The organism is Aurantibacter sp. UH7 (assembly GCF_056839165.1).
In genome coordinates this window covers 289,582-305,580 of the sequence record NZ_CM166388.1, presented here as the reverse complement: position 1 = coordinate 305,580, position 15,999 = coordinate 289,582, and the positions used below count along the sequence as shown (strand labels likewise).

10 protein-coding genes are annotated in these 15,999 nt (G+C 36.9%); all 10 read left to right on the top strand.

What is annotated here, in order from left to right; all coding sequences use genetic code 11:
* The first annotated feature begins 39 nt into the window (after positions 1 to 39).
* The 10 genes from UH7x_RS01285 to UH7x_RS01240 all read left to right on the top strand — a co-directional run bounded on the left by UH7x_RS01285 (position 40) and on the right by UH7x_RS01240 (position 15,990).
* Positions 40 to 1,188, top strand: coding sequence for a DUF6786 family protein (locus UH7x_RS01285; RefSeq protein ID WP_482361916.1), 1,149 nt, complete (start codon positions 40 to 42; stop codon positions 1,186 to 1,188).
* Positions 1,189 to 1,229: 41 nt separating this feature from the next.
* On the top strand, positions 1,230 to 2,222 hold the full coding sequence (locus tag UH7x_RS01280) for a family 43 glycosylhydrolase (protein WP_482361915.1): 993 nt from the start codon (positions 1,230 to 1,232) through the stop codon (positions 2,220 to 2,222).
* Positions 2,223 to 2,258: 36 nt separating this feature from the next.
* Complete coding sequence (locus tag UH7x_RS01275) at positions 2,259 to 3,830, top strand: sulfatase family protein (RefSeq protein ID WP_482361914.1); 1,572 nt, start codon at positions 2,259 to 2,261, stop codon at positions 3,828 to 3,830.
* An 11-nt stretch (positions 3,831 to 3,841) separates the two neighbouring features.
* Entirely contained in the window at positions 3,842 to 5,623 is a 1,782-nt protein-coding gene (locus UH7x_RS01270) for an arylsulfatase (RefSeq protein ID WP_482361913.1), read from the top strand.
* Positions 5,624 to 5,754: 131 nt separating this feature from the next.
* Positions 5,755 to 7,164 carry a sulfatase-like hydrolase/transferase gene (locus UH7x_RS01265; protein ID WP_482361912.1) on the top strand — a complete coding sequence of 470 codons (1,410 nt, stop codon included), beginning with the start codon at positions 5,755 to 5,757 and terminating at the stop codon, positions 7,162 to 7,164.
* A 30-nt stretch (positions 7,165 to 7,194) separates the two neighbouring features.
* On the top strand, positions 7,195 to 9,291 hold the full coding sequence (locus UH7x_RS01260; RefSeq protein WP_482361911.1) for a DUF5696 domain-containing protein: 2,097 nt from the start codon (positions 7,195 to 7,197) through the stop codon (positions 9,289 to 9,291).
* A 22-nt stretch (positions 9,292 to 9,313) separates the two neighbouring features.
* Positions 9,314 to 11,284, top strand: coding sequence for a glycoside hydrolase family 127 protein (locus UH7x_RS01255; RefSeq protein WP_482361910.1), 1,971 nt, complete (start codon positions 9,314 to 9,316; stop codon positions 11,282 to 11,284).
* 26 nt (positions 11,285 to 11,310) lie between these two features.
* Complete coding sequence (locus UH7x_RS01250) at positions 11,311 to 12,882, top strand: MFS transporter (protein WP_482361909.1); 1,572 nt, start codon at positions 11,311 to 11,313, stop codon at positions 12,880 to 12,882.
* A 1-nt stretch (position 12,883) separates the two neighbouring features.
* Positions 12,884 to 14,311: a family 16 glycosylhydrolase gene (locus tag UH7x_RS01245; RefSeq protein WP_482361908.1), complete on the top strand. Its 1,428-nt coding sequence runs from the start codon at positions 12,884 to 12,886 to the stop codon at positions 14,309 to 14,311.
* Positions 14,312 to 14,322: 11 nt separating this feature from the next.
* The gene (locus UH7x_RS01240) at positions 14,323 to 15,990 is read left to right on the top strand and encodes a sulfatase (RefSeq protein WP_482361907.1); all 1,668 of its coding nucleotides are present in this window, start codon (positions 14,323 to 14,325) and stop codon (positions 15,988 to 15,990) included.
* The last annotated feature ends 9 nt before the right edge of the window (positions 15,991 to 15,999 follow it).

The window sequence follows — 15,999 nt, the reverse complement described above, 5'->3', positions numbered from 1 at the left end:
ATCATGATTAACAACCTTAAAATATCAATATTTATTCTTATGAGTATAGTATCTACAAGTATTTTTAGTCAAAGTTCTAAGAACGATTTTGGCGATGACCTTAAGTTTTTGGAAAAACATCAAGAAGTAGTTTTATTAAAATCAAATGATGACAAAAGCCAGTTAATTGTACTACCCAAATTACAAGGTAGGGTGATGACGAGTACTTCAAATGGCCTAAAAGGAAATAGTTATGGTTGGATGAATTATGAATTATTGGCATCAGGGAAATTTGAAAAACATATTAATCCTTTTGGAGGAGAAGATCGTTTTTGGATGGGACCGGAGGGAGGTCAATATTCTATTTTTTTTAAAAAGAATACTGAGTTTGTTTTTGATAATTGGTTTACTCCTAAAGAACTAGATACCGAAATTTTTGAAATAGTTAATCAAACTGCTACATCCGTCTCTTTTCGAAAAGAAATTCAGATAAATAATTATTCTGGTTACCAGTTTAATTTGGATGTAAATCGTACAATTAACATTTTTAATCAGGACGAAATTATAGAAGAATTAGGCGTTGACCTTGCTAATGTTAAATCTGTAGGTTTTGAATCTACCAATCAAATTGTAAATACAGGAGTAACAAAATGGTCTAAAGAAACTGGGTTGCTTTCCATATGGATTTTAGGAATGTTTAATCCTTCAGAAAATACAACGGTAATACTTCCTTATAAAGATTCTCTTGCCCTGAATACTTCTTACTTCGGAGCTATTCCTCCAGAAAGATTAACTATAACAGATAACCATGTTTTATTTAAAGGTAATGGTACAAAGCGATTTAAAATGGGACTTCCTCCACAAAATGTAATGCCCTATATAGGTAGTTACGATTCTGACAAACAAGTGTTAACCGTGGTGAGTTATACATTCGAAAATGATGCAGATTACGTTAATTCAGAATGGAAAATACAAGATAAACCTTATGCCGGTGATGTAATCAATTCGTATAACGATGGCCCACTTGAAAATGGTGACCAGTTGGGACCATTTTACGAATTAGAATCATCGTCTGGGGCTCGAGAACTAAGTCCAAATGAAAGTATTAAACACATTCATAAAACCTTTCATTTTGAAGGTGATAAAGTAGATTTAAACACGGTTTCGAAAAAATTATTGCACCTTGATTTAGATGATTTGAGTAAATAAAATGACAACTAAAATTCAATGGATTAATTAGTACCTCATTAATGAAAACAATTTTGAAAGTATATATATTAACAGCACTTTTAATGTTCCAATATCAGCTTGTGGCTCAAGATCAAGTATTGATTCCGAAACAAGCGAATGAATATGTTCGAATCTATGAAGCTGATGGAGATTATTTTTGTGGACCAGATACACCTGAATTGAAAGAAGGTAAATGGTATCATGAATGGGTGCCCAACGACCACACCTTTGTAAAAGACGAAGCAGGTAAATGGCATATTTTCGGAATTACGCATCCTTTAGTTGAAACTAATCCTTTGAAAAAAGGGATTCATGAAGGCGAGTATGCCTCTTTCCATGCAGTTTCTTATGCTACAACTTTTAATGAGACCCTAAAAGAAAATCATTATAACGACCTTTCTAAAATTCTAACACCAAAAGACCGCCCCGGTGAAATTTTGGCAAATCATGCTCCATATATTGTGAAAAAAGATGGGCTATATCAGATGGTTTATGGTCATAGTCCAATGCGATTTGCTGTGTCCTCAAATCTATATGATTGGATTCCTAAAGGAGAACTCTTTTCGGATAAAGATGGTGCACGCGATCCGAATTTATTACTTCACGAAGGTACTTACTACCTTACATATTGTTCTATCAAAAGTGTTCGTATGGTAAGTTCTACCGATTTAATTAATTGGAGTGAACCTAAAACAATTCTACAGACAAATAAATTTGACCCCGAATCACCCACATTACTTTTTTATAATAATACCTTTTACTTGTTTGTATGTGCTTGGGAAGATGATTGGGATCAGAAAGATATTCAAGGTGCATATACAAATAAAGCCTATGTGTATAACTCTGATGATCTTACTGATTTTGGCATTGATGCGGAAAAGGAAATTACAGTATTAAATTCTCATGCTCCAGAAATTTTTCAAGGAGAAAATGGTCAATGGTATATATCAAGTGTTGAATGGCCGAAAAGAGGTGTTAACATCGACAGGCTTTTTTGGGATAAAAAACATTAGTAAATAGGATTTAGTTATATAAAACTGAAATTTATTATGAACTATAAAAAGTACGATAATCGAATAAAAGTGATTCTTAATTTATTCGTTTTATTCTCATTATTACCAATATGGGCACAAGTTGACTATAAGCCCAACGTACTTGTTATTTATACCGATGACCATAGATATAGTGGTGTTCATACATTGGGAGATCAAGCTGTAAAAACACCAAACATTGATAACCTAGCAAAAACTGGAATTGCATTTACGAATGCTTATTTACAAGGGTCTTTTACTGGAGCTACTTGTGTGCCCAGCAGAGCTATGTTGCTTACCGGTAGAAATCTGTTTCAATTAAAAGGAAGAGGTTTTGATATTCCAAATGACCACATGACAATGGGTGAGGTCTTTATGTCCGCTGGTTACCATTCGCATCATGTTGGTAAATGGCATCAAGAATTTGATGACTTGGCCAGATCATTCCATAATGGGGACAAGGTTTGCGGTAAACCAACCTATTTAACAGATCAATTTAGAATGCCATACAGTGATTGGGATGCTACTGGAGAATATAAAATGGAAGATGTGTATTTATTGGAGTATGATGCAAATGGAAAAGTAAAACGTAGACCAATAACAAAAGACGATAAGCGCGGGCCGACAGCTACTGAAAAAGTAGGACCTCATGTATCGGAAGTTTTGGCCGATGCAAGTGTCAAGTTTATTTCTGAATATGACAAGAAAAAACCATTTTTCCATTATTTGGCGTTTCCAACACCACACGATCCGCGTCAAGCGCCAAAGAAATATAAAGACATGTATCCCGAAGATAAAATAGCATTGTTACCTTCCTACATGCCACAGCACCCATTTGATAATGGCCACATTGTTTTGCGCGATGAGTTATTGGCCGAATGGCCACGAAGCAAGAATATCGCAAAAAAGCATTTGTCAGACTACTATGCCATTATAACTCATTTAGATGCTCAAATCGGTCGTGTGATTACTGCTTTGAAGGAAAAAGGATTGTATGAAAATACCATTATAATTATGGCAGGCGATAGCGGTTTAGCCGTTGGAAATCATGGTTTACTAGGCAAACAAAACATTTATGATGAAGACGGGGTCCATATTCCACTTATAATTTCTGGAGGATTAATAGAAGAAACTAATCGAGGAAGACGTGAATACGCTTTCTGTTATAACTACGATATTCTGCCGACAGTTTGTGATATGACTGGAATTAAAATACCTGCGACGGTAACAGGTAAGAGCTTAGTGCCTATCATTAAAAATGAGAAAGATGGCGTAAGAGATTATACGTATCACGCTTACCGACAACATCAAAGAGCTTATAGAAAAGGAGATTATAAATTGATAGAATATGTTAGAGCACCTGATAAGGATAGAAATAAAGGAGATATAGTTACAGGTTCTCGGGTAACACAACTATTTAATTTTTCGAAAGATCCTTGGGAAACATTTAATCTTGCAGACTTCCCAGAATATGCGGAAATTATCTCAACAATGCGAGAAGAAATGAAGAAGAAAGCTATCGAATTAGGGGATAAGTCACATGATGAACTTGTTAATGTAGAATTTTGGGATTATTGGAAATTGAATTAAAGATGAAAACAATGCGAATCATTTTAATTTTGACTTTGGTTATGGGTTTTTTCAATGCCCATTCTCAAGTCGAAAAGAAAAGTCCAACTCGACCAAATGTAATCCTTGTTTTAACCGATGATCAAGGAATTGGTGAAATCGGTGCTCACGGAAACCCATGGATTCAAACACCGAATATCGATAAATTTTATAAGCAATCCGTTCGGCTGACCGATTTTCATGTGAATCCAGTTTGTACGCCTACCCGAGCCGCAATAATGACTGGTCGTTACCCCATAAATAATGGTGCTTGGGCAACGTATAAGGGGCGAGATGCATTGTCTGATGGAGCTTTTACAATGGCGCAATTGTTTCAACAAAACGGTTATAAAACAGGGATTTTTGGTAAGTGGCATTTGGGTGATAATTACCCTGTACGGCCAACAGATTTGGGCTTTGATGTTGCCATTCATCATAAAGCAGGTGGAGTGGGTGAGTTATCAGATTACTGGGGCAATAATTATTTCAACGATACCTACTATGTAAATAACGTACCGAAACAATTTGAAGGCTATTGTACTGATGTTTGGTTTGAAGAAGCAATGAAGTTTATCGCCGCTAATCAAGAAAAACCTTTCTTTATTTATTTACCAACCAATGCGCCTCACAGTCCGTTTTACGTAGACGAAAAATATGCAGAACCCTACCAACATTTAAAAGGGAAAGAAGTGTTTAATCCTGAGTTTTACGGGATGATTACAAATATTGATGAGAATTTTGGCAAGCTAGAAAAGTTTCTTAAAAAGAATAAACTCGCGGATAACACCATACTTATTTTTATGACTGATAATGGAACTTCTGATGGTATTAGTCCAGATGGCAGAATTGGTTATAATATGGGCTTTCGCGGTAAGAAAAATGACAGAACTGATGGTGGACATCGCGTACCTTTTTTTATTCGATGGAAAGATGGAAAAATAAATGGCGGTTTGGATATTAATGCGGTAACCGCCCATGTTGATTTGCTTCCTACATTGGCAAGTTTGTGCAATTTGAATATTCCTGAAAAGACTAGATTAGATGGTCTTGACGTATCTCCTTTACTTCTAAAAGAATCTGTAAGCCAAATTGATCGGGCTGTTTTTGTGCATAGTAGGCAAGATTGGCGAACTCCATTTGATGTTGAGAATACGGCTATTGTAAAAGAACATTGGCGACTCGTAAATGGTAATGAGTTGTACGATATCGAAAAAGATAGAATGCAACTGAATAATGTTGCAGAGCAGCACGCGGCGATTGTAAAACTACTTTTAAATAGTAATCGAGAATTCCTGAAAAAGACAAAAATAAATCTAGAGTACAATGAATTTCCGACAACAATCATTGGTAACCCTAATCAAGAAGAAATTAAATTGACCATTCAACACGCAATCGGTGATGACTTACCCATATGGAAAAGTGAACAAGTTGCCGAAGGTAAAATCAATAAAAACAATACACATGCAGTTCAAGTTGAGAAAGATGGTTTATATAAAATAGTATGCCGACGTTGGCCTAAAGAAAACTCGGGACCAATTCTAGGCATTCCCGATAAAAACCCTAAAAATTGGTTTACATATAAAGCAATCTCCCCTTCAAAAGTACGTATTCAAATAGCGAATCAGATACAAGAAAAAGAAATTTCACCTAACGATGAAGAAGTCACATTTGAAGTTTTCTTAAATAGAGGCAAGACTTTTTTGGTCAACGATTTCATCCAAGAAGAGACCTCATATGGAGTGTATTATACTTATATATCTGCTCTAAATAAGTAACTACACTAGCTGTAATATTGCTTTAAAAATGAATTATTCTAGCTTTTGGGTTAAAATATAGCTAGTACACGATAAATTTTGCAGATGAACACGAATCTGTTCAACCTAATTTTGAAAACATAGAAACAAAAATGAAGAATCTAATATTTTTAGTGTTTACTTTTTATTTGCCATTGGGGTGCGTTGCGCAACAACAATCTACATCAACAGACCTAAAACAGCCTAATATCATTTTGCTATTTGCTGATGACGCGGGTTATGCAGATTTTGGTTTTCAAGGAAGTAAAGAAATGATTACTCCCAATTTAGATAAATTGGCAAGTGAGGGAGTTCGATTTACGCAGGCGTATGTTACACACCCAACATGTGGACCATCGCGTGCTGGACTAATAACTGGAAAATCACAATACCGTTTTGGTTATGAAGAAAACAATGTGCCAACATATATGAGTGAAGTTTCTGCTGCTGATGGAACCGAAATGGGTTTGCCAGTAGACGAAGTTACAATGGCTGATTATCTGAAGCAACAAGGCTATGCAACGGCGATATATGGTAAATGGCATTTAGGAGGAGCAGATAGGTTTCACCCGACAAAAAGAGGTTTTGATGAGTTCTACGGCTTTCGAGGTGGAGCAAGAAGTTATTTTGAGTATACCAAAGAGCCCAATGAACCAATGAATAAAATGGAACGCGGTTTTGGTCAATTTGAAGAACACGAAGGATACCTTACTGATGCCTTAGCTGATGAATCACTTGTTTTTATTGAAAAGAATGTAAAAGCAAATAAACCGTTTTTTGCTTTCGTATCGTTCAATGCTGTGCACACACCAATGGATGCGAACCCAGATGACCTCGCGAAATTTCCAAATTTAACTGGTATGCGGAAAATCGTTGCAGCGATGGGGTTAGCTTTAGATAGAGCAGCAGGTAAAGTGTTAGACAAGCTAAAAGAATTAGGTGTTGATGATAATACAATCGTAGTTTTTACCAACGATAATGGCGGACCAACAGATGCTAATGCATCGAGTAACCTTCCTTTAAGCGGTATTAAAGCTACACATTTAGAAGGTGGAATTCGCGTTCCTTTTGTAATGAAATGGCCGGGAAAATTAAGACCGAATACGGTATTTAAAAATCCGATAAGCACTTTTGATTTGTTACCCACTTTTTTCTCGGCTGCGGGTGGTGATGTTCAAAACCTCAAAGATGTTGATGGGGTTGATTTGGTTCCGCATATCAATGGGCAAATTAAAGAGCGCCCACATGAGACCCTTTTTTGGAAACGTGATGCGCGAGCAACCATCCGTAAAGGAGATTGGAAATTAATGCGTTTTCCTGACCGGCCTGCTGAGCTCTTTTACCTTCCTGATGATGAAAAAGAATTGAACAATTTGGCAACTTCTGAACAAGAACGATATCTCGAAATGTATAAAGAACTTTTTGCATGGGAAGCTACTTTAGAGCGCCCCCGATGGTTACTCAAAAAAGAATATGAATGGCGTGATGTCATTCGTATGGACAAGTATTGGCCAAAAAACTAGGTTATTAATTCCTATTAAGAACAAGCAAAAATGAAAAAAAGTAGTACACTTTTACGGAGTTATATCATTATAGTAGCCCTTTTAATGACTCAAACCTTTTATGGTTTTAATACCATTGATATTTCAATTGAAAAGGAACCGGAGCCAAAGATGCTTAAGATTGAAAACGATGCAGTAAAAGTTTCTGTCAATGATATAACAGGATGTTTTACGGTTCTTGAAAAAAAATCTGGTCACGTTTGGGGTTCTGATCCTTGGGAGAATGCTGCAGGGTTATTAACACTTAAAACCGACAAAGGAACGGAAACGGTTAACCTTTCAAAAAGTAAATCTGTCAGCATTGTTAAAAAGGATGGAAACACCATTTCAATATCGTTTTCAGAACCAGTTCTTGAAGATGGTTCTGTTGCTTCCGGAGTGCGTATTTCAACCGAACTACGCTTAGATAAAACTGCGCCTAAATTAGAAGTCCAAATTCTGAAACAAGAATCAGGAAACTTTAAACTTTCAGATTTACGATATCCAGCAAGACAGTTTGGCTTAAAAACTGATGAAGATAAAGGAGCAGGGGTAATACCGCAGAAGCAGGGCATTATTTGTCCTTCATATATTTTTCCAATGAACGGAGGTCGTTTTTGTAAATGGGATGATGCAACGTATAACAGTAAATCAATTGGAACTTTGCAGTTGTTTAATAATGGAACTGGTTTAACGATGCCATGGTGGGGTACTCATAATGAAAAGTCTGCAGTTATGGGAATTGTTGATGAAGCTTCAAGACCTGAACTATTTTACAACATCAATAACAATGGTCAATATTTATTTAATGCGGAAGGCAAAATGTCTACATATCAAAGAGTATTGTTTTTAGACCCTGTTTGGAAATTAGACACTGAAGAAAGTAAACGTCAAATTACTTATCATTTTATTCCTGAAGGAAATTATGTCGACATGGCAAAGGAATACAAAAAGGAAGCTATTAAACGAGGTCATTTTGTGACTTTAAAAGAGAAGCTTGCTCGAAACCCGAATGTCAATAAACTGCCAGGGGCTATTTATTTTGGCGTATATGGTGGTTATCCACATTATGTAAATATGCCAGGAATGGCTTTTACTTTTGACGACTTGAAAAACATAATTCAGACCGTTCATGATGACTTAAAAGTTGATAATGCATTCATTCACGCTTGGGGAACGTTTTCGAATTTCGTACCTCATAATTTTCCGATTAGTGAAGAATTAGGCGGACCAGAAAAATTAAAGACTGCGGTAGATTTAGCAAAGTCGTTCGGATATTTATATTCTTCATACCACGCCTATTCGCCTATGCTTGAAAATGATCCTGATTTTACCGAAGACCTAATGGGGCGTGATGCAGCTGGTAAATTGAAGGCAACCGGTAGCCGTTGGGCGCGTGTTAATCCAAAGTTTCAAAAGGGCTTGGCTAAGAAAAATTTAGAAAACGAAATTTCATATCTCGGTCTAGAAGCTGATATCTCTGACATCACTTTTGCCGCCTACCGTGAAGATGGCAAAGCAGGCAGAATTGAGCTTGCTAAATATATTGATAGTTTAAATCTAGTTAATGGAACCGAGCATGGTCAAGAACAATGGATTCCATATTTCGATATGTTTGAAGGAATGACTTATTTAGAAAATCGACCTTTAGGGCAGCTTTCACACCATGCGCCATTATTCAATTTAGTGTATCACGAAGCCATTGCTAATTTCGGAAAGATTCAAGACCCTGATAATGAGGTTACCGAAAATGGCGATTTTCGAATCAAAGCGCTTCGAAGTATGCTTTTCGGTAGAGGTACTACCATTTTTTTTGCTCCTTATGAATTTGAAGGTATGGCGCCTATGATTCAAATGGCAAGAGATTTAGTGAGTCCTGTTCATAAAGAAACATTCTATTCTGAGTTGTTGAGTCATGAATACCTAAGTGCAGATTTTAAAGTGCAAAGAAGTCGATTTTCAACAGGAACTGAGGTTGTTGCAAATCTGGGACCGGTAACACAAAAAATTGAAGGAGGTATTTCGATTCCCGGATATGGTTATCGCATTACAGACAAAAATGGAAAACTAAAAACCGGACATTTTACAGTCGGACTTCAACAAGATTAAAAACAAAGCACAGCAGTATCAAATGATTAAAGAAAACGCTAGAGGAATTATAAATAATACCCAAAGTCCGCATGTAAAGCTGAAAAGTATTGACATAGGCGATTGCCAATGGACCGATGGTTTTTGGGGTGATAAATGGCGACAGGCTGAAAGAGTAATGGTGCCTTACATGGGCAGTTTACTCAAGGGTGATACTGGCCATGGATTAAATAACTTTAAAATTGCGGCGGGTTTAAAAGAAGGAAAGCACCAAGGAGAATGGTGGCACGATGGTGATTTCTACAAATGGATGGAAGCCAGCGTATACATTTATGCTGTCAATAAAGATGAAACAATTCTAAGCGATTTAGATGAGATTATTGCCATTATTTCCAAGGCGCAACGTGATAATGGGTATTTATCTACTCCGGCTATTATTGATGAAAGCATCAAACCATTTTCCAATAGAAGGTATCATGAATTATACAATAGCGGACATTTATTAACGAGCGCATGTATTCATCATAGAGTAACGGGTAAAACCAATTTTTTAGACATTGCTGTTAAACATGCCGATTATCTACACGAACTTTTCATACCAATTACCGATAAGCTAAAACGTTTTGGATTCAATCAAACTCAAATTATGGGCTTGGTAGAATTGTATAGAACCGTTGGAGATAGACGATACTTAGTACTAGCCGAGCAATTTATCAATTTACGGGGTTCGTATGATATTGTAGAAGATGAGACTACTGAAGGTTATCCTATCGGAGATATGGTGCAAGAACGCATTCCACTTCGTGAAGAAACTGAAGCGGTTGGCCACGCTGTTTTAGCATTGTATTATTATGCGGGTGCGGCTGACGTCTATGCTGAAACAGGCGAAAAAGCTTTAATCGATGCACTTGATATTCTTTGCGCAAATGTGACCGAAAAGAAAATGTATGTGACTGGAGCAGTAGGTCAAACTCATTACGGAAGATCATCCCGTTTAGATAAAATCGAAGAGGGTTTTATCGATATATATATGATGCCAAATATGACTGCATACAATGAAACTTGTGCGAATATTTGTAATGCCATGTTCAATTATAGAATGTTGACCTTGACAGGAGAATCGCATCATGGCGATATTATGGAATTGGTAATGCATAATAGCGGACTTTCAGGTATTGGTATCGATGGAAAAGATTACTACTATTCAAATCCACTACGGAAAATTGATGGGGCTTTGGATTATGACAAAATGAATGTCGAATTCCCAGAAAGACAACCGTATTTACATTGTTTCTGTTGTCCGCCAAATTTGGTGCGAACCGTTGCTAAATCTCCAGCGTGGGCGTATAGTAAATCTGAAAACGGAATTGCGGTTAATCTCTACGGAGGAAATACATTAGAAACCACTTTGTTAGACGGTTCTGCAATCAAGTTATCGCAAAACACGAATTACCCTTGGGATGGTGTCGTGGAAATTACTATTGAAGAATGTAAATCGGAATCCTTTGAATTCTTATTACGAATTCCGGCTTGGGCAAAAGGAAGCAGCATTAAAGTTAATAGCGAAAATATCGATAATGTTACCCCAGGAAGTTTTGCCAAAATCGATAGAAAATGGTCAGCAGGAGATGTGATTTCTTTAAATATTCCTATGGATACCAAATTTATTGAGGGGCATCCTAGAATTGAAGAAGTTAGAAATCAAGTTGCTGTCAAAAGAGGCCCGGTAGTTTATACAATTGAAACAGCTGACCTTCCTGAAGGAACAGCAATTACTGATGCGTATATTTCAAGTAGCAAAGCTTTGAAACCTGTACATAAACCAGACTTATTCGGGGGAGTAACGACCATAGAAACCGATTTACTAATTCGTAAAGATGAATTAAAAGGAATGTACAATGAGGTAACAAAACCAAAAATGGAAAGCTATTCCACCCAATTGATTCCCTATTACACATGGAGTAATCGTGGACAAGGAGAAATGACCGTTTTCATGCCCATTATTTGGGATTAATTTAAAACCAACCAAACAATACACTTATGGCCAACTTCAGAAAAAATGCTTATACCTACGCAACAATTGTTGCCATGGGTGGTTTCGTCTTTGGCTTAGATGCCGCATTGATTTCAGGAACAATCAATTACCTTGTTGAAGAATTTTCCTTAAGTGAATTAGAGTTAGGTATAGCAGTTGGCGGACCCGCCTGGGGCGTTTTACTAGCATTGTTATTCGTTGGTTATGCTGTTGATAAAATCGGGAGAAAAAGAGCTTTACAAATATCAGCCGCAATTTATTTGATTTCAGCTATTGGTTCAGCCTTAGCACCAAATTACTGGACCTTTGTGACTGCGAGATTTTTAGGTGGATTAGCATTTAGTTCTATTTCGATGGCTTCGATGTACATCGGTGAAATCGCTCCACCTAAATGGCGCGGAAAACTGGTTTCGATGATTCAAGTTAATATAGTTGTTGGATTATCGGCCGCTTATTTTATAAACTATTTGATTCAAGGTGTAGCTAATTCAGATGCGGAATGGGTTAGGTCAATTGGTCTTGATACGAATACATGGCGATGGATGATAGGTTCCGAGATGATATTTGCTTTAATATGGTTTGCACTTTTAAGTTTTGTTCCTAGAAGCCCTGCTTGGTTAATGCTTAAAGGGCGTGTTGAAGAAGCAAAAGATACGTTACGCAAAGTGATTCCGGAGAATGAAGTAATCGCGCAGATCACGCAAACGGAAGAAATTATGAATGCGGGAAAATCAGACCATTCTATAGTGTCACAATTGAAAGAGATTTTTAGTAAGCCCATGCGTATTACATTTATTATTGCAATAACCTTGGCTATTGTACAACAATCGACAGGTATTAATGCAATATTATTTTATGCACCTACGGTTTTTGAGCAGCTTGGTATGGGTGCCGACGCTGCATTCGCCCAGGCCATATGGATTGGATTAATTAGTGTCGTTTTTACCATTCTAGGTTTAATGGTAATCGATAGAATTGGTCGACGGCCAATGATAATTGGGGGAATGATTTGGATAATTATTAGTCTGAGTATTTGTTTTTATGGATTCAAAACAGCGACTTATTCGTTAAGTCAAGAACAGGTAACTGAGCTGACCGAATTACCAAATAAGGATAGATTAAATGTTTTGGTTGGTAACTCGTACGAAAGTGATATTGATTTTAAAAAAGCTATTGCTGAAACTTTAGGGGAAGAAGATTCAAAAGTACATGTCGACTCCTTATTGAAAAAAGCTGTAAGCATTAATGGACTCTTGATTCTTATCGGAATTTTGAGTTTTGTAGCCGCCTTTCAATCTACGCTGGGTCCTGTAATGTGGGTGTTGTTTTCTGAAATATTTCCAATATCAAATAGAGGAATAGCCATTCCTTTTTTTACGTTTATAACCAGTATCACCAGTTCTTTTGTGCAAACGTTTTTCCCCTGGCAATTAGAGAATTTGGGCATAAGTTCAACACTTTTATTCTATGCCAGTACCGTAACGATTGGGCTTGTTATACTTTTTATCTATTTAAAGGAAACAAAAAATATGACTATAGAAGAAGTGCAATTGGCTTTAGCACCTAAAAAGAAATAATATGAAACAGCTGATTTTTACATTCTTATGTATACTATTGGCCATAAATTTATATGGACAGTCAAATGATTTTTACCCTGCTTCTGACCCTAATAACGAAGGGGGTTGGGTTTTGAATGAAGAAATTAGTGATGAGTTTGAAGGTAAAGAATTAGACCGTAATAAATGGTTTATTGAAGGTGAAAACGGAGATTATTATATTTGGAAAGGGCGTGCTCCTTCTCAATTTGTTCCACATAATGTGCGTGTACATAAAGGAAAATTGAAACTTCGAACCGCTTGGGAACCAAAGTATGATTTCATTCAAGAATCATACACTGATGGGGCTATGGGTGCAGCGAAATATGGGGAGTATAAAGACAAACCTATGCCTGTTACTACGGCAGGAGTCATAACCAAAAAACGTTTTTTGAATGGGTATATGGAAGTCAAATCAAAAACAGGTAATGCAGCCATTACAGCTGCTTTTTGGGGAATAGGATACGAACAAGAGTTGGATGTTTTTGAACAAATGGGAAACCCTAAAAAGGGAGAGAAAATTACAGCTACAAGTTCTTTAGCAACAGCTCATGATTGGAGTCCGCCAGCCCAAAGACCTACAAATGTTTTTCAACATATAGAGCGTTTGCCATATCGCACAGCGGATGAATTTCATGTTTACGGGGCTGATTGGGGCGAAGATTATTTGAGTTTATACATCGATGGGAAATTAGTGCATCATTTTACGCAAGACGATGTAGGTTTAGATTGGGTATTGAACAACCCTATGGAAGTCTGGCTCGATTCAGAAATTTTCTTTTGGTTGGGAATGCCAGATAAAAAAGAATTGCCTGTTGATTTTGAAATTGAATATTTGCGTGTTTGGCAAAAACCTACGAAAAATCTTTTAGCACGTCAATTTTATGGTTTTGAAGGACCTATTTTGTTTGAGGATGTTCCAAGACCTTTGAAAATGGTTCCTGAAAGTTCGGTTCCGAATGAGTATCAGAAGTTTTGGGAAATTGATAGCTTGTCAGCGAAGTACTTTAAAATTAATGAGGGCGATTATTATTCAGGAGTAAACAGTCTTGAATTCTCAGGTTTTGGGAAGAATGAAAAATTGGAAACTGAAAATGTGGTTGCCCTATCTCCTGAGGGAGCTGTAAATATTCCCGAAGGTGAATATAATTTATCCTTAAAAGTCTGGCTAGACCAAGGTCGAGCTGTGGAGAAATTATATCTGTCATTTGAAAATCCTAAAATGGAAATCCCCATTGATTTAACAGAATTAGAACGACGTCAATGGGTAAGCATTGAAAAGAAAATTTCGAAAACGGAAGCTTCAAGTATAAGTGACCAGTTTAAAATTGAAGTCCGAAAAGAAGATGTTCCTGAGAAAAAAGCTTCACGTTTTTTTATTGATGAAATTGAGATTACTCCCTTTAATTAAATACGAAAAGCATGAGGTTTCATTTGGTTGCATTTATTCTATTTGTTTTAATCACTGGGTGTAAGGGAGAAAAAGAAAAAACTTCCGAAGTAGTAACCAAGAAAAAACCCAACATTCTTTTTATAGCCATCGATGACCTTCGTCCTGAACTCGGCGCCTATGGTTCTGAAATCGCAATCACACCAAATTTAGATAAACTGGCAAGCCAAGGCTTATTATTTAATAAGGCCTATTGTCAAGAGGCTATTTGTAGTCCATCTAGAGCGAGTTTAATGACAGGTGCTCGACCAGAAACTATTAATGTCATAGAGAATTTCACGTATTTCAGAGAAGCAAATCCTGATATTGTAACCCTTCCGCAACACTTTAAGAATAATGGATACGAAACCGTACATACGGGTAAAATTTATCACAAACCTGCCTTTGCTGATTTAGGTATATCGTGGAGTAGAACTCCGGCAGTAGATAAAATGACAATTGAGAAAAGTAACACTCCGGGTGGTTTTGCGAAGGTTGAAAGTCAGGAAATGTTCAAAAAGAATAGAGCAGAAATGATTGCTAAATACGGCCCTGATGCACCAAGAAATGGTTTAGGTAAAGGTCCAGCATACGAAAATGCCGATGTTGCCGACACATTTTATGAAGACGGCTACAATGCCGAGTTAGCAGTTGTGACGCTTAAAGATATGCTTGAGAAGAATCCTGATAAATCTTTCTTCTTAGGGATGGGAATGAAAAAACCACATCTTGATTGGTTGGCACCAAAGAAGTATTGGGATTTGTATAATCCTGACGAAATTCAATTAGCAACACAAACTACGGGGCCTGAAAATGGAGCGACAATGGGTTTACATCCATCTTTTGAATTACGTGCGCGATATGGAATTCCAAAAAAAGGACCCATAGATGTTGAATTGGCCAAAACTTTAAAGCATGCCTATTTAGCTTGTGTGAGTTATGTCGACACACAGATTGGGAAAATGATTTCTGCCTTGGATGAAGCAGGAGTAAGAGATAACACCATAATTATCGTATGGAGTGACCATGGATGGCATTTAGGTGAAATGGGTATATGGGGAAAAGCCACCAACTATGAAATTGGTACACGTGTACCGTTGATGATTTGGACTCCTGATATGCCAAAAGGAAGTCGTGGAAAAACAACAGATGCTTTGGTAGAATTAGTGGATATGTACCCAACTCTTTGTGATTTGGCAGGTATTCAGCTGCCTAAACATTTAGAAGGGCAAAGTTTCAAACCCCTGATTTCAAACCCGGAAACAGAATGGAAAACGGCTGCTTTTAGTCAATTCCCTTCTCCTGCTTTACGAGAATGGGCTGCGAATCCTCTTTCACAGGGTATGCGTGAAACCTATTTCGGACCACTTATTCTGGAAGTTGAAGAACGAATTAAAAAGCAACAAAAAGAGAAATGGAATAGAGATTTGTTTGAGAATCGCCTGATGGGTTATTCGATGCGAACAGAAACATACCGATTTATAGTTTGGAAAGACTATACTAAATCCGAAGCTGAACCCCTATTTTTTGAACTCTATGACCACCATAAAGACCCAATGGAAACAGTAAATATTGCTGAGAAAAACCCAGAGTTGGTCAAAGAATTATTCGCTCAATTCAATAAAGGTTGGAAAGGTAATTTGGCAAAAAAAACTTTATAACAAAGAATT